The organism is Caballeronia novacaledonica (assembly GCF_900258035.1).
Taxonomy (GTDB): domain Bacteria; phylum Pseudomonadota; class Gammaproteobacteria; order Burkholderiales; family Burkholderiaceae; genus Caballeronia; species Caballeronia novacaledonica.
Genome location: NZ_OGTP01000032.1, coordinates 1 through 20003, shown reverse-complemented (window position 1 = coordinate 20003; position 20003 = coordinate 1). Strand labels below are relative to the sequence as shown.

At 62.5% G+C, this 20003-nt stretch carries 22 protein-coding genes and 1 pseudogene; 11 read left to right on the top strand and 12 right to left on the bottom strand.

The window, feature by feature from the left end; all coding sequences use genetic code 11:
• The first annotated feature begins 15 nt into the window (after positions 1–15).
• Entirely contained in the window at positions 16–762 is a 747-nt protein-coding gene (locus NOV72_RS28955) for a MotA/TolQ/ExbB proton channel family protein (protein ID WP_106857960.1), read from the top strand.
• Between the two features lie 18 nt (positions 763–780).
• A complete protein-coding gene (locus tag NOV72_RS28950; protein ID WP_106857959.1) occupies positions 781–1203 on the top strand; it encodes an ExbD/TolR family protein in 423 nt (140 codons plus the stop codon).
• 325 nt (positions 1204–1528) lie between these two features.
• Here NOV72_RS28950 and NOV72_RS28945 read toward each other — a convergent pair whose 3' ends face one another.
• Positions 1529–2491, bottom strand: a complete 963-nt coding sequence (locus tag NOV72_RS28945) for a LysR family transcriptional regulator (RefSeq protein ID WP_106857958.1) — start codon at positions 2489–2491, stop codon at positions 1529–1531.
• Between the two features lie 165 nt (positions 2492–2656).
• Here NOV72_RS28945 and NOV72_RS28940 point away from each other — a divergent pair, with 165 nt between their 5' ends.
• From NOV72_RS28940 to hemP, 4 genes are all read left to right on the top strand, one after another.
• Positions 2657–3529, top strand: a complete 873-nt coding sequence (locus NOV72_RS28940) for a pirin family protein (RefSeq protein WP_106857957.1) — start codon at positions 2657–2659, stop codon at positions 3527–3529.
• 135 nt (positions 3530–3664) lie between these two features.
• On the top strand, positions 3665–4063 hold the full coding sequence (locus NOV72_RS28935) for an OsmC family protein (protein ID WP_106857956.1): 399 nt from the start codon (positions 3665–3667) through the stop codon (positions 4061–4063).
• Positions 4064–4103: 40 nt separating this feature from the next.
• Entirely contained in the window at positions 4104–4592 is a 489-nt protein-coding gene (locus tag NOV72_RS28930) for an SRPBCC family protein (RefSeq protein WP_106857955.1), read from the top strand.
• Between the two features lie 147 nt (positions 4593–4739).
• Positions 4740–4988, top strand: a complete 249-nt coding sequence (gene hemP / locus NOV72_RS28925) for a hemin uptake protein HemP (RefSeq protein ID WP_106857954.1) — start codon at positions 4740–4742, stop codon at positions 4986–4988.
• Positions 4989–5247: 259 nt separating this feature from the next.
• Here hemP and NOV72_RS28920 read toward each other — a convergent pair whose 3' ends face one another.
• From NOV72_RS28920 to uvrB, 6 genes are all read right to left on the bottom strand, one after another.
• Positions 5248–5661, bottom strand: a complete 414-nt coding sequence (locus NOV72_RS28920) for a GlcG/HbpS family heme-binding protein (RefSeq protein WP_106857953.1) — start codon at positions 5659–5661, stop codon at positions 5248–5250.
• A 37-nt stretch (positions 5662–5698) separates the two neighbouring features.
• Positions 5699–7102, bottom strand: coding sequence for a 4Fe-4S binding protein (locus NOV72_RS28915; RefSeq protein ID WP_181291181.1), 1404 nt, complete (start codon positions 7100–7102; stop codon positions 5699–5701).
• A complete protein-coding gene (locus tag NOV72_RS28910) occupies positions 7099–7950 on the bottom strand; it encodes an FTR1 family iron permease (protein WP_106857951.1) in 852 nt (283 codons plus the stop codon). The genes NOV72_RS28915 and NOV72_RS28910 overlap by 4 nt, the downstream gene beginning before the upstream one ends.
• Positions 7951–8017: 67 nt before the next feature.
• Entirely contained in the window at positions 8018–8350 is a 333-nt protein-coding gene (locus NOV72_RS28905; protein ID WP_106857950.1) for a cupredoxin domain-containing protein, read from the bottom strand.
• A 55-nt stretch (positions 8351–8405) separates the two neighbouring features.
• Positions 8406–8951: an iron transporter gene (locus NOV72_RS28900; RefSeq protein WP_106857949.1), complete on the bottom strand. Its 546-nt coding sequence runs from the start codon at positions 8949–8951 to the stop codon at positions 8406–8408.
• A 349-nt stretch (positions 8952–9300) separates the two neighbouring features.
• Positions 9301–11397 carry an excinuclease ABC subunit UvrB gene (uvrB, locus tag NOV72_RS28890; RefSeq protein ID WP_106857947.1) on the bottom strand — a complete coding sequence of 699 codons (2097 nt, stop codon included), beginning with the start codon at positions 11395–11397 and terminating at the stop codon, positions 9301–9303.
• 324 nt (positions 11398–11721) lie between these two features.
• Between uvrB and NOV72_RS28885 the strand changes: the two genes are divergently transcribed.
• Positions 11722–12921, top strand: coding sequence for an amino acid aminotransferase (locus NOV72_RS28885; RefSeq protein ID WP_106857946.1), 1200 nt, complete (start codon positions 11722–11724; stop codon positions 12919–12921).
• Positions 12922–12996: 75 nt separating this feature from the next.
• Here NOV72_RS28885 and NOV72_RS28880 read toward each other — a convergent pair whose 3' ends face one another.
• Complete coding sequence (locus tag NOV72_RS28880; RefSeq protein WP_106857945.1) at positions 12997–13215, bottom strand: hypothetical protein; 219 nt, start codon at positions 13213–13215, stop codon at positions 12997–12999.
• 254 nt (positions 13216–13469) lie between these two features.
• Between NOV72_RS28880 and NOV72_RS28875 the strand changes: the two genes are divergently transcribed.
• Positions 13470–13994 carry a hypothetical protein gene (locus NOV72_RS28875; protein WP_106857944.1) on the top strand — a complete coding sequence of 175 codons (525 nt, stop codon included), beginning with the start codon at positions 13470–13472 and terminating at the stop codon, positions 13992–13994.
• 38 nt (positions 13995–14032) lie between these two features.
• Here NOV72_RS28875 and NOV72_RS28870 read toward each other — a convergent pair whose 3' ends face one another.
• Positions 14033–15445, bottom strand: coding sequence for a lactate utilization protein B (locus NOV72_RS28870; protein ID WP_106857943.1), 1413 nt, complete (start codon positions 15443–15445; stop codon positions 14033–14035).
• Between the two features lie 10 nt (positions 15446–15455).
• Positions 15456–16190: a (Fe-S)-binding protein gene (locus tag NOV72_RS28865; RefSeq protein WP_106857942.1), complete on the bottom strand. Its 735-nt coding sequence runs from the start codon at positions 16188–16190 to the stop codon at positions 15456–15458.
• A gap of 180 nt (positions 16191–16370) precedes the next feature.
• On the opposite strand from NOV72_RS28865, the gene NOV72_RS28860 reads away from it, so the two are divergent.
• The gene (locus tag NOV72_RS28860) at positions 16371–17177 is read left to right on the top strand and encodes an IclR family transcriptional regulator (protein ID WP_106857941.1); all 807 of its coding nucleotides are present in this window, start codon (positions 16371–16373) and stop codon (positions 17175–17177) included.
• A gap of 75 nt (positions 17178–17252) precedes the next feature.
• Here the strand turns inward: NOV72_RS28860 and pbpG are convergent, their stop codons facing one another.
• On the bottom strand, positions 17253–18248 hold the full coding sequence (pbpG, locus tag NOV72_RS28855) for a D-alanyl-D-alanine endopeptidase (protein WP_245933199.1): 996 nt from the start codon (positions 18246–18248) through the stop codon (positions 17253–17255).
• Between pbpG and NOV72_RS32910 the strand changes: the two genes are divergently transcribed.
• Complete coding sequence (locus NOV72_RS32910; RefSeq protein WP_245933198.1) at positions 18235–18819, top strand: hypothetical protein; 585 nt, start codon at positions 18235–18237, stop codon at positions 18817–18819. The genes pbpG and NOV72_RS32910 overlap by 14 nt on opposite strands.
• A 396-nt stretch (positions 18820–19215) precedes the next feature.
• Positions 19216–19791: a phasin family protein gene (locus NOV72_RS28850; RefSeq protein ID WP_061121751.1), complete on the top strand. Its 576-nt coding sequence runs from the start codon at positions 19216–19218 to the stop codon at positions 19789–19791.
• A gap of 75 nt (positions 19792–19866) precedes the next feature.
• Here NOV72_RS28850 and NOV72_RS32905 read toward each other — a convergent pair.
• A pseudogene (locus NOV72_RS32905) lies at positions 19867–20003 on the bottom strand (IS4 family transposase); the annotation flags it as partial.

The following is a 20003-nucleotide window of genomic DNA, read 5'->3' as shown; positions in this document are numbered from 1 at the left end:
TACAAGGAAAGAGAAATGGAAAACTACGGGATTGCGCACGTCTGGGCGCAAGGCGACTTCGTGACGCGGGGCATCGCGCTCGCGCTCGTCATCATGTCGGTGCTTTCGTGGACGGTGATCGTCGTGAAAGCGTGGAACGTCGTGCGCCTGAAGCGCCTGACCAAGAACGCCGAACAGGCGTTCTGGCATTCCGACGACTTCAACGACGGCATCAAGAAGCTCGGCAGCCAGTCGTCGAGCCCCGCGGACAACCCGTTTCTCGCGCTCGCGCTCGCCGGCCAGGAAGCCGCCGACCATCATCATCAGACGCAACCGCATCTGCACGACCGCATGGACGTGTCGGACTGGATCACGCGCTGCCTCAAGGACGTGATGGACGAAGGCGTCGGCCGCATGCAGTCGGGTCTCGCGATTCTCGCGTCGATCGGCTCCACGTCGCCGTTCGTCGGCCTCTTCGGCACGGTCTGGGGGATCTATCACGCGCTGCTGACCATCGGCGCGACGGGCCAGACGTCGATCGATCAGGTTGCCGGTCCGGTCGGCGAATCGCTCATCATGACCGCGTTCGGCCTCTTCGTCGCGATTCCGGCGGTGCTCGGCTACAACGCCCTCACCCGCGCGAACAAAGGCATCGTGACCAAGCTGAACCGCTTCGCGCACGGCCTCCACGCGTTCTTCGTCACGGGCTCGAAGCTCTCGTCGACCAAGCGCGCGACGAACGCCTCGACCGACAGCCTGCGTCTCGCGACGCGCGCGTCGTAAGTCCGGGAGATTCGCAACATGGCCATGAGCCCTTTTGCCGGAGATGAAGACGACGGCATGATGAGCGAAATCAACATGACGCCGCTCGTCGACGTCATGCTGGTTCTCCTGATCATCTTCCTCGTCACGATTCCGGCCATGCATCACGCGGTGAAAATCGATCTACCGCACGCGAGCAGCCAGCCGCAGGACGAGAAGCCCGCGCACGTGAACGTCGCGATCAAGGCCGACGGCACGACGCTGTGGGACGATCAGCCGATCGACGACGCGACGCTCAATGCGCGCATCGCGCAGGCGGCGCAGCAGAATCCGCAGCCGGAGATTCACCTGCGCGCGGACCGCCAGGTTGCGTACGAGAAAGTCGCCGATCTGATGTCGGCGGCGCAGGCTGGCGGACTGACGAAGATCGGTTTCGTCACGGAGCCGAAGAGCGGCAAGTAAGCGCTTTTCCGAGCCTCAAAGTAAAAGGCCTTCATCGTCGGATGAAGGCCTTTTTTCGTGCGCGCTCGGCGCATTCGGGTGAGGCGGTCACTTTGGGCTCGAATAGCCAGAACCAGAAGTCCCGTCACATGCAGCAGCCGTGGTCGACACGGACAGTGCAATCAACCCTATCAGGCTAACTATCAGAGCAGCCGTGAGTTTCCGCATAAGGAGCTCCTTAGCGAAGGAACTTCACTATACCGCCACAAAAAATGACGATCAATTGAATCTGTCCATCGCAAACGCGCGCTTCAATGTCATAAACCAATGACATACGCGGATGCGGTCAAACTGTTTCCCGTTCCGGCGCTTCCTGAACAGGACATTCTCCGGGGAAGCGCTGGCCGCTGCCGATCGACTCGACCAGAAAATCCACGAACGCGCGCACTGCAGGGACCATGCCCTGACGGGACAAAAAGACCGCATAAAGTTGCGGCGACGGAAACGTCCAGCCCGGCATCACCGGCGAGAGCTGCCCGGTTCGCAGCGGCGCGCCGTACATCATCTCGGGCAGCGCCGCGATGCCGACGCCGCGCATCACGGCTTCGCGGATCATCGACAGGTCCGCCGTGACGAGACGCGGCTCGTGCTCGAACTCGTGGCGCGTGCCGTCCGGCGCGATCAGCCGATAGACGTGGCGGCCATCGGCGGAAGGCGTGTCGATGGTGTCGTATTGGGCGAGTTCGGCGGGCGTCATCGGCGGCGCATTCGACTTCAGCAGCGACGGCGCCGCGACCAGCATCTGCTCCGTGCGCCACAGCGGCCGCGCGACGACGTTCGAACTCGCGGGCGGCTCCGAGCGCACGCGCAGCGCGACATCGACCGCGTCCTCGAACAGATCGACGACACGATTCGTCACGCGCAGCACGATGCGCACTTCCGGGTAGCGATGCATGAAGTCCGGCATGACCGCGGAAAGAAACGTCTGCGCGATGGTCACCGGCACGCTCACGCGCACCGTGCCGCGCGGTGAATCGCGCAGGCTCTGCACGACGTTCACGGCCGCTTGGGCTTCCGCGAGCATTGCCTGGCAATGCTGGTAGAAAAGCTGGCCGGCTTCGGTCAGCGCGAGCTTGCGCGTCGAGCGCTGGAGCAGCCGCACGCCGAGCGACGCCTCGAGCTCCGACACGCGCCGCGACAGCCGCGACTTCGAAATGCCGAGCACGCGCTCCGCAGCCGAAAATCCGCCGTGCTCGACGACGTGCGAGAAATACATCAGATCGTTCAGATCGTGCGAGTCGGCTTTCATGGTCGCTCGTGAAGGCAGGGATTCGAAAAGACGCGGTCGTTATCGCCAGCGCGACAATCCATTGCGCCGCAGCGTCTTTTATCGCGAAACGCGGCCCATATAATAGACCTCTGTTTCAAATTTATCGCTATTCCCTTACTTCCGAAGTCGCAACGCGAGGCAACCATGTCCACCAGCCGCAGCATCGAACGCATCATTCCGGCGATCCGCACTGTCGAAGGCGGCGGCTTCGTCGTGCATCGCCCGTTTCCGACCCGTCTTCTGATGGACTTCGACCCGTTCCTGCTCCTCGACGAGATGGGCCCCGCCGACTACGCGCCCGGTGAGGCCAAAGGCGCGCCGGACCACCCGCATCGCGGCTTCGAGACCGTGACGTACATGCTCGAAGGCGAGTTCGGCCATAAGGACTCGGCGGGGCATTCGGGCACGCTGCGCCCCGGCGACGTGCAATGGATGACCGCCGGCGCGGGCGTCGTGCATAGCGAAATGCCGGCCGAGGACTTCACGCGACGCGGCGGCCGCGTGCACGGCCTGCAACTTTGGGTGAATCTGCCTCAGCGCGACAAGATGATCGCGCCGCATTATCAGGAGATTCCGTCGGCGCGGATTCCCGTCGCGACGAGCGAGGACGGCAAGGTCAGCGTGAAGGTCATCGCGGGCGAGGCGCTCGGCGTGAAGGCCGCGATCGAAACGCGCACGCCGATCCTGTATCAGCACTTTTCGCTGAAGCCCGGCGCACAGATCGAGCTGGCCGTGCCGCGCGATTACCGCGTGTTCGCCTATCCGCTGTCGGGCACCGCGTTGTATGGCCCGCAAAGCCAGCCGGTCCGCGCGCAGCAGATGGTGGTCTTTCGCGACGACAGCGATACGATCGCCGTCACCGCAGGCGATGAGCCCGTCGAGCTTCTGCTGATCGGCGGCGTGCCGCTGAAGGAACCGGTCGTGCGTTACGGCCCGTTTGTGATGAACACGGAGGAAGAAATCCGTCAGGCGGTGGTCGACTATCAGGCGGGCCGGATGGGCGCGATCACGCATTGAGCGCCCTCGCCCGCGTACCGGAGCGGAATCGGCGAAACGGTGAGGCATGAACGGACACATTGCGTCACAATGACCGTTCTTGCCGCACCGTTTTTCGTCACGCTTGCAGTTTTTCTCACAAAAAAGGAGCAACGCATGGCCGGACCTTCCGTGACCGCCGATATCGGCGAACTCGACTACCAAGTCCGTCTCGCCGACGGCACGCACGCGTGGATCGCCGACGAGCCCGCCAGCATCGGCGGCGGCGACACGGGTCCGGAGCCGGCGTCGCTGCTGCTCTCCAGTCTTGGCGCATGCACGTCCATCACGCTGAAAATGTACGCGAAGCGCAAGGAATGGCCGCTGGAAGGCGTGCACGTCGAGTTGTCGATGAAGAGCACCGCGGAAGGCACGCACATCGACCGGCGCATCGCGCTGCAAGGCGCGCTGTCCGACGAACAGCGGGAACGGCTCTTGCAAATTGCCAACGCGTGCCCGATGCACAAGGTTCTGTCCGGCGCGATTCAGATCGAGTCCGGGCTCACGCCGCAGTGATGCATCGCAGGCACCACGAACGTAGAAGGAAACCGTCGTTTTGAATTTCGAACACCTCATCCAGATCAACGATCCGCTGAACCCGCTCGTCGATTCGCTCACGCCTGACGAGCTTTGGGAAGGCCTCGTTCTGCGCGCGGAGCAGCCGCAGTTGTTCGTGCTGGGGCTGGATAGCTGCGACATCCTCGCGCGCGATGGCGACACGATGGAACGCGAGCTGCACTACGGCCAGGCCACCGTGCGGGATCGCGTGACGCTCACGCCCGGTTCGAGCGTGCGCTACGACATCCTGCCGACGGCGGATTACGTCGGCGGCTCGCTCACGATGGCGATCGAGCAGCCCGACCCGCTCCAGCTATTCCTGCGCTTCACGTACCGCACGACGCTGCCCGAGAACGAAAACGCCACTGCCGATGAGCGTCAGACGCAGGAGATCGTGAAGTCGGCTTATCGCGAGTCGGATATCGACACCGTGCGGCTCATTCGCCAGTTCGTGCACGGCCGGAAAGACGAAAGCCCGCTGCACTGAGCGTTTCGCCGATGCGGTGACGAATGCTTCGTCGCTGCATCGAAATTGGCTATCAAAAGTTGTGCTTCAATCGGAAAGTCTAGTTGCAAATAGGAATAATTATCATTTACTATAGACCCATCGAATCAACGAACGCACACTTCCGACATGACCGACACGCCGCGATCCTCCACGCTCAGGCTACGCCGCCCGGCTGTCCGCGACGCCGCGATCACCCGCCCGAAGGCGACCACGGTGACCACGGTTCACGTCGCCCACGCAGCGGAAAGCAACGGCGAGCGTTCGCTCAAGAGCGACGCGCTGTTGCAGGGACGCAGCCACGTGAGCATCGTGCATAACGGGGAGACCTATCAGTTGCGCGCGACGCGTCTGGGCAAACTGATTCTGACGAAGTAACAGGCAAGAACGGCAGTACGTACCGGGTATTGTGGGGACCACCTCGCCAAGAGGTGTTTGGCCTTAGCCAGCGAGGACGACTTGCACGCGAGAATTTAGACCCCTTCGTGCAAACACCAGCCAGTCGTCGATAGCAAGCGAAGCCGCTTTTTTTGGTTCCTGCTTGGGTTGTTACGATGCGCGCCGAAAAGCGCTGCATCCGAAAACAGAATGGCACGCCTTCGTGACGAAGACGTGCCATTTTTATTGCGCGAAGGCTTCAGACGTTTTCGATACCCAGCGCCGCGATGCCCGCCTTCGCGATCTGCGCATCCTGATCCGACTTCACGCCCGACACGCCCACCGCCCCGACGATATCCGCGCCGACGAAGATCGGCACGCCGCCTTCGAGCATCGCGGTCAAGGGCGCGCTGAGGAATGCCGTGCGGCCCTGCTTGATGGTGTCTTCGTAGACCTTGGTTTCGCGGCGGCCGAGCACGGCGGTGCGCGCCTTGCCCGTCGCCATTTCGGCGGTGCTCGCGCCCGCTCCGTCCAGACGATGCAGATGCAGCAGATGTCCGCCATCGTCGACGATTGCAATCGTCACGTTCCAGTTGTGTTCCCTGGCATGCGCCTCGGCGGCGGCGGCCATGGCCTTGACGTCTTCGTCGGTCAATACGGGTTTCGTTCTCACTTCTCGCTCTCGTTGCCGCGCGTGCGGCGTGGACGGTTTATCGGCTGAAGCCCCAGAACATCAGGTACCACGCGCTGTCCGCGACGGCCAGCGCAGCGACAAACCATACCATCGTGAGCGCGCGGGGAACAAGCGTGCGCGTATAGCGGCCCGTCACGCGCCACGCGAGCCACGCGCTCCACAGATTCGCCGCGCCGAGCAAACCGAGGCGCAGGCCCGGCACCCACCACAACGGCAAATGTTCGGCGCGCAAGAGCGATACCGTCGTCGCGGAAAGGCCGAGAAACACGCCGACGCCCGCAATCGGAATCAGCGCGAGCGTCAGGTGATGCAGGCGCGTCGCGTTCATCTTGCCGAGCATACGCGTGCCGAGCGCGAGCAGCGCGAGCAGCGCGGTGCCGTACACGAGCCCCGTCGCGACGATATAGCCGATCACCATCGTTCCGTCGAGCCACGAGAAGACGTCGTTCTGCTCCGGGTAATGCGTGAACAGGAACCACGGCGCGTTGGTATCGAGCGGCCAGAGAATGTCGTGATCGATGAGCCACGCCGCGAGATATTGCTTTAGATCGACGAACCACGTGCTCACGGTCCAGTGGAACGCGCCGATCGCGATACCGAGCAGGCCGTAAAGAATGAGCGCGGTGTCCCACGGATTCGCGGCCTTGTCGCCGAGCTTCACGACTTCTTCCGAGGGCGAGCGCCACGTGAGCGCGATCGCGTCGCGATGGCCGCTGCATCGGCCGCACATGTGGCAATCCGCGGCGCCCTTCATGTTGCGCAGCGGGACGAGCGGCGCGCAGTTGATCGGAATGACGCGATGACCGTGCTCGCCCTCTTTGTACGAACGGCGCCACGCGTCTTCGCTGACCTTGTAGTGAAACGGCGCGAGCCGCGCCAGCAGCGAGAACACGCCGTTCACCGGGCACAGATATTTGCACCACACGCGCTTCTCGCGGCCATACAGCACGCCGATGATCATCGCGCCCACGGTCGAGCCGCCGAGCACGAGCAGCACCGCTTTCGGATATTGATAGACGCTGACCATCTGACCGTAGATCGTCGTCAGGCCGAACGCGACGAAGGGCCAGCCGCCCCAGCGCATCCAGCGCGGGATCGCCCAGCCGCGGCCGAACTTGCTCGCGAACTCCGACAGCGCGCCCTCGGGACACAGCACGCCGCACCAGACGCGGCCGAGCATGACCATCGACAGCAGCACGAACGGCCACCAGATGCCCCAGAACACGAACTGCGCGGCGAGCGTGAGATTGCTCCACAGATGCGCGGAGCCATCGGGCAGCGGCATCACGGCGGGAACGACGATCAGAAACGCGTACACGGCAACGACGACCCACTGAATCATGCGGATCGCGCTGCCGTGACGTTGCATCCAGTGGCCGGCTTGTTGCAGCCGGCCCGGTCTAGGCATTACAGAACTCATGCTGGACGGCTTGCCGCCTTTTGTTTTTGCGCCATCTGGTTTTTCGAATGACGCATCAAGAGATAGATGACAACCCAATACACCGCATACGCGACGAGATTCATACCCGCCGGATGCGCGCGATAACCGGTGAGTGTAGCAACGAGCGAGCCAAAGGTACTCGAATCGTCGAGCAGCCATGACGTGTTCCACACCTGATTGACGATGACCGGCAGCACTTCCATGTCGATCAGCTTGTCGATGCCCGTCTCGAACAGGCCCGCCGCGAGGAACAGCAGCATGATTTCGGTGACGCGGAAAAACGAGCGCCACGAGAAGATCTTGCCGCCGAGCTGCAGCACATAGAACGTCAGCAGCGCGAGGCCGAAGCCGATGACGATCGCCACATACTGCGACGCATCGACGTGCCCCGACTGGCCGAAGCCGACGCCGTACAGGAACACGGCGGTTTCGCTGCCTTCACGCGCGATCGCGAGCGCGACGAGCAGCGCGATGCCCCACCAGTGCCCGTCCTGCGTGTTCTTTTGCAGCGACGATTCCATGTCGCGCTTCAGCGTGCGGCCGTGACGCTTCATCCACAGGACCATCTGCACGATCAGCACGCACGCGACCAGCACCATCGCGGTCTGGAAGTAATCCTGCGCATTGCCCGACAGCACTTCGGTGAAGCCGATCAGCGCGGCGCCCAGCGCCACCGCCGCGAGCAGACCGATGACGACGCCGGCCCACAGATAGGGCAGGCCGCGGCGCGCCTGATGATCGCCGTTCTTCAGCCACGCGTAGAGAATGCCGACGACGAGCAACGCCTCGACGCTCTCCCGCCACACGATGAAAAGTACCTGCCCCATTCCAAACCTCCAGCCATTCCACTTCGATCGGCCACGCGCGACAGGACGTGTCGCGCCGGCACGGCGGTTACTTCGCGACGATCACGCCCTGCGCGCTCTGATGAAAGTCATCGAAAAACTTGTATTCGCCCGGGTCCAGCGGCGCGATCACGACGAACGAATCGGCGCCCGGCGCGAGCACTTTTTCCTTGCGCAACTGCACGCTTTCGAACTCGGCGGCGCCCTTGCCGACGTTATGCACTTCGATCTTGATGCGCTGCCCCGCCGGCACCTCGATGCGCGCCGGGTTGAGCTTGCCGTCGTTCATTTCGAGCTTGAACGTCGGCAGGTCGACGGCGAGCGCGGTCCCGGAGACGAACACGGACATCGCGAGCGCGGCCAACTGGATTTTCAATTTCATGCATGCTTCCTGAGGATGAACGCGCCCGGTCCGGGATGCCGGGCGCCTGCGGCGATCAGTAACCGCCCTTCTTGCCGATGCCCGCGAACGGGAAGTCGTATTCGATCGTGAACGGCTTGAACCACGGACCGACGCCCGTTTCCTTGTCGGTGTGACGGCCGAACGCCATGTGACCTTCCTGCGACGGCGGCGAGATGTGCAGCTTCAGATGGTATTTGCCCGGACCGAAGAGCTTCACGTTGTCGCCGTAGTGCGGGCCGTCGCTCGCGACCATCGGCATCAGGTCGCCCTTCTGGGTCTGCGTCGTGCCGACCTTCGTGAGTTCATACGTCACGTTCAGATACGGCATCCAGTCGCCTTCGGCGAAACCGGTCGGGTTGTTCTTGACCGCGTGAATGTCCGCCTCGAGGTGGATATCCGAATCCGATGCCTTGCGCATCATGCCTTCCGGCGCCATCGTGATCGGCTGAAGGTACACGGCGCCCGTTTCCATGCCGCCCTCGATGTGCTGCTTGCCGATCGGATATTCGGCGGCCGATGCCGCCATCATCGCCGTGAGACCTGCGGCGGCGACGAGGCCGCGCACCAACGTTGAACCCATCAGAAACTCCTTGTTGTTATCGACTGGCGCGCGTGCCACGCGAGTCTTGCCACTGAAGTACCGGACCGGCACGCCTGACGCCTGGACAAGCAGCGCAGGCCGGGCAATGCCTCCCTGTTGGAAGGCCCGCATCGCCGTCCCGCAGAGCGCGCGCGAGCAGCACTCTGTGAACGTTAATACGAACCATTCTCAATGTTCGCCAGTTTAGCATCGTTCGACACCCGGAACAATTTGAGTGACCTTACAGACCCAGGCGCAGCAAGGCTTTTCGCGGATGTCGGATGATCGCGGCGGATAAAAAAGCGCGGCGAAACATCCGTTCCGCCGCGCTTTTACGCTTACCTGCCGCTCATTTCCCGCCGATGCCGCTCACATGATCGCCGACATTCGCGCCGAACACGCGCTGCCGCAGGAGCGCCAATTGGTCGCGGGTCTGCGCCGCCTTTTCGAATTCGAGATTCTTGGCGTGGTCCATCATCTGCTTTTCGAGGCGCTTGATTTCCTTCGCGATCTGCTTCTCCGACATATCTTCGAACTTCGCGCGCGCCTGCGCTTCCTTGAGTTCGGCGCGGGCTTCGTCGGCGTTGTAGACGCCATCGATGATGTCCTTGATGCGCTTCTCGACGCCACGCGGCGTGATGCCCATCTTCTCGTTGTGCGCGATCTGTTTCGCGCGGCGCCGCTCGGTTTCGCCGATGGCGCGCGTCATCGAGTCGGTCATGTTGTCGGCGTAGAGAATCGCCTTGCCGTTCACGTTGCGCGCCGCCCGGCCGATGGTCTGGATCAGCGAGCGTTCGGCGCGCAGGAAACCTTCCTTGTCGGCGTCGAGAATCGCGACGAGCGACACTTCCGGAATATCGAGCCCCTCGCGCAGCAGGTTGATGCCGACGAGCACATCGAACGTGCCGAGCCGCAGGTCGCGAATGATTTCCACGCGCTCGACGGTATCGATGTCGCTGTGCAGATAACGCACCTTCACGCCGTGATCGGCGAGAAACTCGGTCAGTTGCTCGGCCATGCGCTTCGTGAGCACGGTGACGAGCACGCGCTCATGCACCGCGACGCGCGCGTTGATTTCCGACAGCACGTCGTCGACCTGCGAGCGCGCCGGACGCACCTCGATTTCCGGATCGACGAGACCGGTCGGCCGCACGAGCTGCTCGGCCACCTGCCCCGCCTTCTGTTTTTCGTAATCGGCGGGCGTCGCGGAGACGAAGATCGCCTGACGCATCTTGCGCTCGAACTCGTTGAACTTGAGCGGCCGGTTGTCGAGCGCGGACGGCATGCGAAAACCGTAGTCGACGAGATTTTCCTTGCGCGCGCGGTCGCCGTTGTACATGCCGTTCAACTGGCCGATCAGCACGTGCGATTCGTCGAGCAGCATCAGCGCGTCGGGCGGCAGATAGTCGACGAGCGTCGGCGGCGGCTCGCCCGGCGCCGCGCCCGAAAAGTGCCGCGAATAATTCTCGATGCCCTTGCAGAAGCCGAGCTCCTGAAGCATTTCGAGATCGAAGCGCGTGCGCTGCTCCAGCCGCTGCGCTTCGACGAGCTTTCCGCCGCCGTGGAAAAACTCGAGCCGCTCGCGCAGTTCGAGCTTGATGGTTTCGATCGCGCGCATCACGGTGTCGCGCGGCGTCACGTAATGCGACGACGGATACACGGTGAAGCGCGGAATCTTGTTGCGCACGCGGCCGGTGAGCGGATCGAAGAGCATCATCGATTCGACTTCATCGTCGAAAAGCTCGACGCGCACCGCCATTTCCGCGTGCTCCGCCGGGAAAATGTCGATGGTGTCGCCGCGCACACGGAACGAGCCGCGCTGAAAATCGGCTTCGTTGCGCGTGTATTGCATCGCGATCAGACGCGCGATGACGTCGCGCTGACCGAGCTTGTCGCCGGTGCGCAGCGTGAGAATCATCTTGTGATACTCGGACGGATTGCCGATACCGTAGATCGCGGACACGGTCGCGACGATCACCACGTCGCGCCGTTCGAGCAGGCTTTTCGTGGCCGAGAGCCGCATCTGCTCGATGTGCTCGTTGATCGACGAATCCTTTTCGATGAACAGATCGCGCTGCGGCACATACGCTTCCGGCTGGTAATAGTCGTAGTACGAGACGAAGTACTCGACGGCATTGCGCGGAAAGAACTCGCGGAATTCGGCGTAGAGCTGCGCCGCGAGCGTCTTGTTCGGCGCGAAGACGATCGCCGGACGGCCCATCCGCGCAATCACGTTCGCCATCGTGAAGGTCTTGCCCGAGCCGGTCACGCCGAGCAGCGTCTGGAACGAGAGACCGTCCTCGATGCCTTCGACGAGCTTAGCAATGGCGTCGGGCTGATCGCCCGCCGGCGGATACGGCTGATAGAGCTGAAACGGCGAACCTTCGAACGTGACGAACTTCGATTCGTCCAGTTCTTCGGGTGATTCGATGAGAGTGTCGGACATGAGAGATCGAGAAAGTCAACGTCGGCGCAAACAAGCATTCTAGCGTCGTACGCAATCGGCGCGCTCGCCGTGACGTGACCGGGATTCGGAGGCGGATCGTCTTCAGATTGGGCATCGATCCGCAAACTCAAGCACGCGGACTCGCGCCCTTTTTTATCGCCCTTTTCAAGCGGCATCGCGCGAAAAAGGGACAAAAAGCACGCGCATTCGCACCATATTCACCCAAAAAGGCGCGCGGGATTCGCTACAATTGACGACTCGGCGCACCGGCCCTGACTGCTTTTCGCCGCTTGCCGCACGTCCTTCCCTCACTGCCGATAGATCATGTCTCTTTTCTCTGCCGTCGAACTCGCTCCCCGTGACCCGATCCTGGGCCTCAACGAAGCCTTCAATGCCGATACGCGCACGACCAAAGTCAATCTGGGCGTCGGCGTGTACACGAACGAGGAAGGCAAGATTCCGCTCCTGCGCGCCGTGCGCGAAGCCGAAAAGGCGCGCGTCGACGCCGCCCTGCCGCGCGGATATCTGCCGATCGACGGCATCGCCGCCTACGACTCCGCCGTGCAGAAACTGCTGCTCGGCGACGATTCGCCGCTGATCGCCGCGGGCCGCGTCGTGACGGCGCAGGCGCTCGGCGGCACGGGCGCGCTCAAGATCGGCGCGGACTTCCTGAAGCGCGTGAATCCGGACGCAATCGTCGCGATCAGCGATCCGAGCTGGGAAAACCACCGCGCGCTCTTCGAAAGCGCCGGTTTCGAAGTGGTCAACTACCCGTACTACGAAGCCGCCACGCACGGCGTGAACTTCGACGGCATGCTCGCGGCGCTCAACAGCTACGCGCCGGGCACGGTCGTCGTGCTGCACGCGTGCTGCCACAACCCGACGGGCGTCGATCTGTCGGACGATCAGTGGAAGCAGATCGTCGAAGTCGTGAAGGCGAAGCATCTCGTGCCGTTCCTCGACATGGCGTATCAGGGCTTCGCCGACGACATCGCCGCGGACTCCGCCGCCGTGCGTCTTTTCGCGGGCTCCGATCTGAACGTGTTCGTGTCGTCGTCGTTCTCGAAGTCGTTCTCGCTGTACGGCGAGCGCGTCGGCGCGCTGTCGATCATCACGACGGGCAAGGAAGAATCGGCCCGCGTGCTGTCGCAACTCAAGCGCGTGATCCGCACCAACTATTCGAACCCGCCGACGCACGGCGGCTCGATCGTCGCGGCCGTGCTGGCTTCGCCGGAACTGCGCGCGACCTGGGAGCAGGAACTGGGCGAAATGCGCGATCGCATCCGCGCGATGCGTAACGGTCTCGTCGAGCGTTTGAAGGCGAGCGGCGTCGATCGCGACTTCTCGTTCGTCAACAAGCAGCGCGGCATGTTCTCGTATTCGGGCCTGACGGCGGCGCAAGTCGATCGCCTGCGCGAAGAATTCGGCATCTATGCCGTGAGCACCGGCCGCATCTGCGTGGCCGCGCTGAACACGCGCAACCTCGACGCCGTGGCGAACGCCGTCGCGGTTGTGCTGAAGTAAGTTCGTTCGGCCCGCTTCAAATGAAAATGGCGCCCTTCGCGGGCGCCATTTTTTGTGCACATCGAAAGCGGCGATTCAGAGCGTCTTTTGCGCGGACGTGACGGCGGGCGTTGCGTCGTCGTCCTCGACGAAGCCGAGCGAAATCGCGCGGGCGAGTTCAGCGCTCACGCCGGCCACGCTGGTTTCTTCGTGGCGTGTGGCCGTGCTGCCGCCTTCGCCGGCGTGCATGCAGAACGCCAGCGCAATCGGAAGCACGATGGCGACGGGCCAGTAAGTCGATATTGTCTTTTTCATGGGACTGCCTTTGATCGAAATGTCGCAGCGGGTAACCCGTTTTGGAGACCCACTTCTGGACACTTCGAATTGTAAGTAATCGTCCCGATCTTAAAAAGCCATTGAAAAGCAAACGATTGTTGCACTCGCGACAACAAGCATTGGCGAGCGACTTTATGACACTTGGCCGTCATAAAGGCTTACAAAGTTGTTGGGGACATCCGCCCGCCGATGCTGTCTCATACGGTAATGGTTCGACAGGTTCTACCAAGATCATGAAATCCGCTGTTGTTGGTCTTCTTCTCGCGTCGTCTGCCGCATTGCTCGGCGGCTGCGCGGTCTATCCGGATGGTTCGGCCTACGGCGGCGGCTATCCCGGTGTCTATGACGATCCGGGCTACGGTTATTACGGCGGTCCGCCGGTCGTTCAGCCGGGCGTGGTCATAGGCGGCGGATATTACTCAGGTCCGGCGTATTACGGTCCGGGACGCAGCCGTTACTGGGATGACGGTCCGGGCTGGCGTCGCCCGCCGCCGGGCGGCTGGCATGGTGGACAGTCACGCGATCGTGGTCCGGGCGGGCAGCCGCAAGCGGGAGGCGGACATCCGAACGGCCCGCCGCCACAGGCGGGCGGTGGCCGTCCGCCAGCCGCTCAGCCTCCGCAGGCGAACGGCGGCGCGCCGATGCCCAAGGCTGTGGGCGGTCGGCCGCCGGGGCCGAATCGCGCACCGCCTTCGTCGGATGGCGGCGGCCGCGAGAGCGGCAATTCGCGAGGCTTCATCGGTCGCTACGGCGGATAAGACAAGACAGGCCACGGCAAATTCGCCGTGGCTTTTTTCTATCCGATGTGCGAGTGCTGCGCCTTGTACAGTTCCCGGAACGTGCGCCCGACCGGCGCGGGCATGTCGCGCGTGCCGGTCCATCCTCCGCCGAACGGCAAGCGCGAAATCGCTTTCTTGTCGCCGCCCATGCGTTCGAGCACGCGCACGGCGAGCTTCGTGAAAATTGCATAAGCGGCCGGCCGCTTCGCCAGATAACCCCACGCGGCAAGCGCGGCGCGCTCGTTCCACGGACGCAACCGGCGCTCCATCTGCTTCTCGCGCAACTTGCGCAGCAGATCCGATAGCGGAATGCCCACCGGACACACGCTGTTGCACTCGCCGCAGAGCGTCGCGGCTTGCGGCAGATCGAGCGCCTTGTCGATCCCGACATATGCCGGCGTCAAGACCGAGCCCATCGGTCCCGGATAGACCCAGCCATACGCATGTCCGCCGATCTTCTGATACACCGGGCAATGATTCATGCACGCGCCGCAGCGGATACAGCGCAGCATCTCCTGAAACTCCCCGCCGATGAGCCCGGTGCGCCCGCCATCGACGAGCACGAAGTACATGTGCTCGGGACCGTCCGATTCGTCCGGCGCGCGCGGCCCGGTCAGCAGCGAGAAATAGTTCGAGATCGTCTGCCCGGTCGCCGAGCGCGGCAGGAGGCGCATCGCGGTCGCGAGATCTTCGAGCGTCGGCAGCACCTTTTCGATGCCCGTCACCGCGACGTGCACGCGCGGCATCACCGTGCACATGCCTTCGTTGCCCTCGTTCGTGACGACCGCCACCGATCCCGTTTCCGCGATCAGAAAGTTGCCGCCCGTCACGCCCATGTCCGCCGACATGAAATGCGGGCGCAGCACTTCGCGCGCCTCGCGCGTCATCTCGGGAATATCGGTCAGGCGCGGCTTGTTGTGCGTCTTCGCGAAGAGATCGGCGATCTGCTCCTTATCCTTGTGGACGACCGGCGCGATGATGTGGCTCGGCGGCTCGTTGTCGTTGATCTGCAGGATGTATTCGCCCAGATCGGTCTCGATGGACTGCACGCCCATCTCGCCGAGCACGCGATTCAACTGCATCTCTTCCGAGACCATCGACTTGGTCTTGATGACCTTCTTCACGTCGTGCTTGCGGGCGATGTCCGCGACGAGCCGCGCCGCGTCCTGCGTCGATTCGGCGTAGAGCACCGTGGCGCCGCGCCGGGTCGCTTCGCGCTCGAAGGTTTCGAGCCATACGTCGAGATTGTCGAGTGCGCGATTGCGCCGCTCCTTCAACGCCGCGCGCGTCGCCTCGAAGTCGATGTCCCGCACCGCGCTCGCGCGCGCGCTGACGAACTTGGTCGAGAGCTTCGTGAGGTTCTGTTGCAGGCGCTCGTCGGCGAGTTTGGATGAAGCGCGCGCCTTGAAGTGCATCGTCTGGACTTGCATCGGGTCTCCTTTACGCGCGGTTGGTCGCGTCGCCGGCGAGCAACTGCGCGATGTGCAGCACGCGCGTGGAGGTGTCGCCGGTGCGGCGCAAGCGTCCCTCGATGTTCAGCATGCAGCCGAGATCGCCCAGCACGACGGTGTCCGCCGCGCTCGCCTTGATGTTCGCGCACTTCTCGTCGACGATCGCCGTCGAAATGTCGCCGTACTTCACCGCGAACGTGCCGCCGAAGCCGCAGCAATGCTCGCAGCCGGCCATCTCCGTGACCGCGACGCCCGCCTGCGCGAGCAACTCGCGCGGCTGCGACTTCACGCCGAGTTCGCGCAAGCCCGAACAGGAATCGTGATAGGTCACCATGCCGTCGAATGCGCCGGGCTCCATGCGCGCCTTCGCGACATTCACGAGAAAATCGGTCAGTTCGAAAACACGCGGCTGAAGACGCGCGAAGCGGCTCATCAGTTGCGGATCGTCGCGAAAGAGATCGCCGTAGTGCGCGCGGATCATGCCGCCGCAGGAACCCGACGGCACGACGACATAGTCGAACTGCTCGAATTCGCCGAGCGTTTTTTCGGCGAGATCGCGGGCGAGCGGACGATCGCCCGAGTTGTAGGCGGGCTGGCCGCAGCACGTCTGCGACGGCGGCACGACGACCTCGAAGCCCGCCCGCTCGATCAGCTTGATGACCGAGAAGCCGATTTCCGGGCGCATCATGTCGATGAGACACGTGACGAATAGTCCGACTCGCATTGGGGGCGTTTCCTGTTTTGTAAAAGTGATGTGAACGCCCGCCGATTATCCGTGAAAGTCCCGGCCGACGGGCTTGCGACGCCCGGCGCGCATCGTCGAATTTTGAGCGGTGTTCGCTTTTTTCACATTATGAGATACAATCGCCATTCCGCTGTTTGACGCATCAACCGATTTTTCACGATGAGCGATACGAACCCGGAATCCAAAACGTCCATTCAGGTGATCGAGCGCATGATGCGTCTTCTCGACGCCCTCGCCGATCACACGGACCCCGTCAGCCTGAAAGAGCTTGCCCAGAGCACGGAGCTGCATCCGTCCACGGCGCATCGCATCCTTAATGACATGGTGTTGTGCCGCCTCGTCGACCGGTCCGATCCGGGCACGTACCGGCTCGGCATGCGTCTGCTGGAACTCGGCAATCTCGTGAAAGCGCGTCTTTCGGTGCGCGAAGCCGCGATGCCGCCGATGCGCGAGTTGCATCGGCAGACCGGGCAGACCGTCAATCTCTCCGTGCGTCAGGGCGACGAGATCGTCTATATCGAGCGCGCGTATTCGGAGCGCTCGGGCATGCAGGTCGTGCGGGCGATCGGCGGGCGGGCGCCTTTGCATCTGACATCGGTCGGCAAGCTGTTCCTTGCCGCCGACGAAGCCACACGCGTGCGCGCCTACGCGATGCGCACCGGTCTCTCCGGCCACACGCAAAACAGCATCACCGACCTCTCGAAGCTCGAACGCGAACTGTCGCTGGTGCGTCAGCAAGCGTGCGCGCGCGACAACGAGGAACTGGAGCTCGGCGTGCGCTGCATCGCGGCCGGCATCTACGACGACACCGGGCGCCTCGTGGCCGGTCTTTCGCTCTCCGCGCCCGCCGATCGTCTGCAGGACGCGTGGCTCAAGCAACTAAGTCACACGGCGCTCGAAATCTCACAGCAACTCGGGTATCACCCGGAACAGGCTGCCGCCGAGACACAACACGCGCATCGCTGATTCGAGCCGCATGAAAAAACGGGATTCGTCTTTCGACGAATCCCGTTTTCTTTTGGGCGAGCGAAAATCAGGCGCTCAAGGATTTGCGCCGCTGCCCATATCGGCGCTCATGATATGCGGCTCGCCGAGCGTATCGAGGAACGAGCGCAGGCGGCCTGCATCGGCGAAACGCGAATACTTGCCGTACGAGTCGAGCAGCACGATCACGACCGGCCGGCCGTTCACGTTCGCCTGCATCACGAGACATTCGCCCGCTTCGTTGATGAAGCCCGTCTTCTGCAAGCCGATATCCCACGATGCATTGCGGATCAGCGCGTTCGTGCTGTTGTAGGCGAGATTGCGCTTGCCGGTGAAGACGTCGTAGCTGCGGTCGGTCGAGAACTTGCGGATCAGCGGATACTGATACGCCGCGTTCACCATCTTGACGAGGTCGCGCGCGCTCGACACGTTCTGGCTCGTCAGACCCGTCGAATTTTCGAAGTGCGTATCGGCCATGCCGAGCGACTTCGCCTTCGCGTTCATCGCGGCGATGAACGCCGGACGGCCGCCCGGGAAGTAGCGCGACAATGCAGCCGCCGCCCGATTCTCCGATGCCATCAGCGCGATATGCAGCATGTCCTCGCGATTGAGCACCGAACCGACCGCCAGCCGCGAACCGGTGAATTTCTCGTAGTCGCGGTCTTCGTCGGTGACGCTGATCTCATCGGTGAGAGGCATGTGCGAATCGAGCACGACCATTGCCGTCATGAGCTTCGTGATCGAGGCGATCGGCACGACGGCGCGCGAGTTCTTGTCGAAGAGCGTCTCGGACGTGCTTTGATCGACGACATACGCGACGCTCGAGCGCAGCGCGAGGCTGTCGGGCGTGTCATGCAGACCGAACGCCTGGCCGACCGACGGCGCGCGCGGCTGGAACGCAACCGCGTGCACCGCGCCGCGGCGCGCACGCGCGTCCATGCGATACGAGACGCGATGCTTGCGCGATGCGCGCGGCGCGTCGTCGTCATCGTCCGTGGCGGCGACCTTGGCGGCCTTCGCGGGCTTCGGCGCCTTGAGCGTGGTTTTCGCCACGCGCGCGGGCTTTCCGGCTTTGGCGGTGGACTGTTTTGCGGTTTTGGTTGGGGTGGCGGTCTTTGCGAGGGCTTCAGCCGGAGCCGCTGCGAAGGACGTCGCTACTGCGATGGAGACAGCAATGGACAATGCGGAGCGCACTGCCACGCCATGCACCACCTTCAACGACGAAAACATTTCGGTTTTCATTAGTGTTCTGTTGGGCGGCTGGAGGGTACCGCCAAGTGTAGTGAAGCAACGAAATTTAAGCAATATTAAGCACTTATCGGCACTCGTTAAACTGAGTTGTAAGCCTGGGTTGCATATTGCCGATCAACAGCGCGCCTCGATCGGAAAAAACGATCGTCCCGGCGGAAACCGTGCTGCCAAAAGCGCGCTTTTCTACACGACGGCAAACGCACTATCGGCAAAACTTTCCACGACTTTAGTCAAACGTGTGAACCGGATCGGACAAAACGCAGAACTTCGAATCGACGGGATGGGCGGTCAGATGCCGAAACAGACTCTCGGCAGATCAGACAGCCGAAATGTTAACGTTTCTTCAACAATTTGGTGTACGGCAACATCTTAAAAATAAGACATACATGAGAAATTTCTCGTTCCGCATTGCGATAAATTCCAGATTTCGGGCGCACGGGCAACATCAAATTTTCATTTAGACGTGATTTCATCCACACTCCGAGGACGCGTCAGCCGGTCCCCAAGTCCATGCTCAGCTTCGGTGCATAGGGTTTCCACCGAGGCGGTAGACGCGCGCGCGCTGATCAAGTAAGTCCTTGTTTAACATACGATTTCCGCCGATTGTGCGGCGCACAAAAAGCGCTTGACATCCATAGGAATATCTCTAAAATGGGTCTCATGTTGCGACGCACCAATCGCGCTTGCACCTAGCCGGCCAGGTTCATCGCGCCGGATCTACCCAAACCACGACCCGCGTTTTTGATGGGTCGGCCATCAGGAGCCTGAGATGACGCTGTTGACCCCCGAGCAAATCGCCGCCGCACAAAAAGCCAACTTCGACACGCTGTTCGGTCTGACGAACAAGGCGTTCGAAGGCGTCGAGAAGCTGGTCGAACTGAACCTGCAAGTCGTGAAGTCCACGCTGGCCGAAAGCCAGGAAAACGCGCAGCGCGCCCTGTCGGTGAAGGACGCGCAAGAACTGCTCGCGCTGCAAGCCAGCCTGACGCAGCCGGTCGCGGAAAAGGTGCTGTCGTATGGCCGTCACCTGTATGAAATCGCATCGGCCACGCAAGCCGAATTCGCCCGCGTCGCGGAAGCGCAGTACGAAGAGCAGAACCGCAAGGTGCAAACGCTCGTCGACAACGTCGCGAAGAACGCACCGGCCGGTTCGGAAACCGCTGTCGCCGTGATGAAGTCGGCTATCACCGCCGCCAACACGACGTACGAAACGGTTCACAAGGCAACGAAGCAAGCTGTCGAGATCGCCGAAAGCAACTTCAACGCTGCCGCCACGGCTGCGACGAAGGCCGCTACGCAAGCGACCGAGCAAGCTACCCGCGCCGCCAAGAAGTCGGTTGCGTAAGTTTGCTGCTGGGCCTCTGCCCGGTTAAGTGCAGCACGCATGACGAAGAACCCGGCCTCCGCGCCGTAATGCCGTTCAGTTAAGGTCTTTTCTTAGATAGCGAACGGTGTACCGTTTGGGGCGGGATTTGACGACCCGGTCGCATGCGCGTCCGGGTCGTTTTTCGTTGGGCAGAGACTTGAGCCTTTCGCGCAGACGCTGAAGGCAGGCGG

What these genes read in the sequence shown, in the direction of transcription:
- NOV72_RS28860 (WP_106857941.1), top strand. Translation starts at nt 16,371, where the DNA reads ATGAGCGATACGAACCCGGAATCCAAAACGTCCATTCAGGTGATCGAG.
- NOV72_RS28885 (WP_106857946.1), top strand. Translation starts at nt 11,722, where the DNA reads ATGTCTCTTTTCTCTGCCGTCGAACTCGCTCCCCGTGACCCGATCCTG.
- NOV72_RS28870 (WP_106857943.1), bottom strand. Translation starts at nt 15,445, where the DNA reads ATGCAAGTCCAGACGATGCACTTCAAGGCGCGCGCTTCATCCAAACTC.
- NOV72_RS28910 (WP_106857951.1), bottom strand. Translation starts at nt 7,950, where the DNA reads ATGGGGCAGGTACTTTTCATCGTGTGGCGGGAGAGCGTCGAGGCGTTG.
- NOV72_RS28905 (WP_106857950.1), bottom strand. Translation starts at nt 8,350, where the DNA reads ATGAAATTGAAAATCCAGTTGGCCGCGCTCGCGATGTCCGTGTTCGTC.
- NOV72_RS28850 (WP_061121751.1), top strand. Translation starts at nt 19,216, where the DNA reads ATGACGCTGTTGACCCCCGAGCAAATCGCCGCCGCACAAAAAGCCAAC.
- NOV72_RS28900 (WP_106857949.1), bottom strand. Translation starts at nt 8,951, where the DNA reads ATGGGTTCAACGTTGGTGCGCGGCCTCGTCGCCGCCGCAGGTCTCACG.
- NOV72_RS28915 (WP_181291181.1), bottom strand. Translation starts at nt 7,102, where the DNA reads ATGAGTTCTGTAATGCCTAGACCGGGCCGGCTGCAACAAGCCGGCCAC.
- NOV72_RS28940 (WP_106857957.1), top strand. Translation starts at nt 2,657, where the DNA reads ATGTCCACCAGCCGCAGCATCGAACGCATCATTCCGGCGATCCGCACT.
- uvrB (WP_106857947.1), bottom strand. Translation starts at nt 11,397, where the DNA reads ATGTCCGACACTCTCATCGAATCACCCGAAGAACTGGACGAATCGAAG.
- NOV72_RS28935 (WP_106857956.1), top strand. Translation starts at nt 3,665, where the DNA reads ATGGCCGGACCTTCCGTGACCGCCGATATCGGCGAACTCGACTACCAA.
- NOV72_RS28945 (WP_106857958.1), bottom strand. Translation starts at nt 2,491, where the DNA reads ATGAAAGCCGACTCGCACGATCTGAACGATCTGATGTATTTCTCGCAC.
- NOV72_RS28865 (WP_106857942.1), bottom strand. Translation starts at nt 16,190, where the DNA reads ATGCGAGTCGGACTATTCGTCACGTGTCTCATCGACATGATGCGCCCG.
- NOV72_RS28880 (WP_106857945.1), bottom strand. Translation starts at nt 13,215, where the DNA reads ATGAAAAAGACAATATCGACTTACTGGCCCGTCGCCATCGTGCTTCCG.
- NOV72_RS28955 (WP_106857960.1), top strand. Translation starts at nt 16, where the DNA reads ATGGAAAACTACGGGATTGCGCACGTCTGGGCGCAAGGCGACTTCGTG.
- NOV72_RS28875 (WP_106857944.1), top strand. Translation starts at nt 13,470, where the DNA reads ATGAAATCCGCTGTTGTTGGTCTTCTTCTCGCGTCGTCTGCCGCATTG.
- hemP (WP_106857954.1), top strand. Translation starts at nt 4,740, where the DNA reads ATGACCGACACGCCGCGATCCTCCACGCTCAGGCTACGCCGCCCGGCT.
- NOV72_RS28950 (WP_106857959.1), top strand. Translation starts at nt 781, where the DNA reads ATGGCCATGAGCCCTTTTGCCGGAGATGAAGACGACGGCATGATGAGC.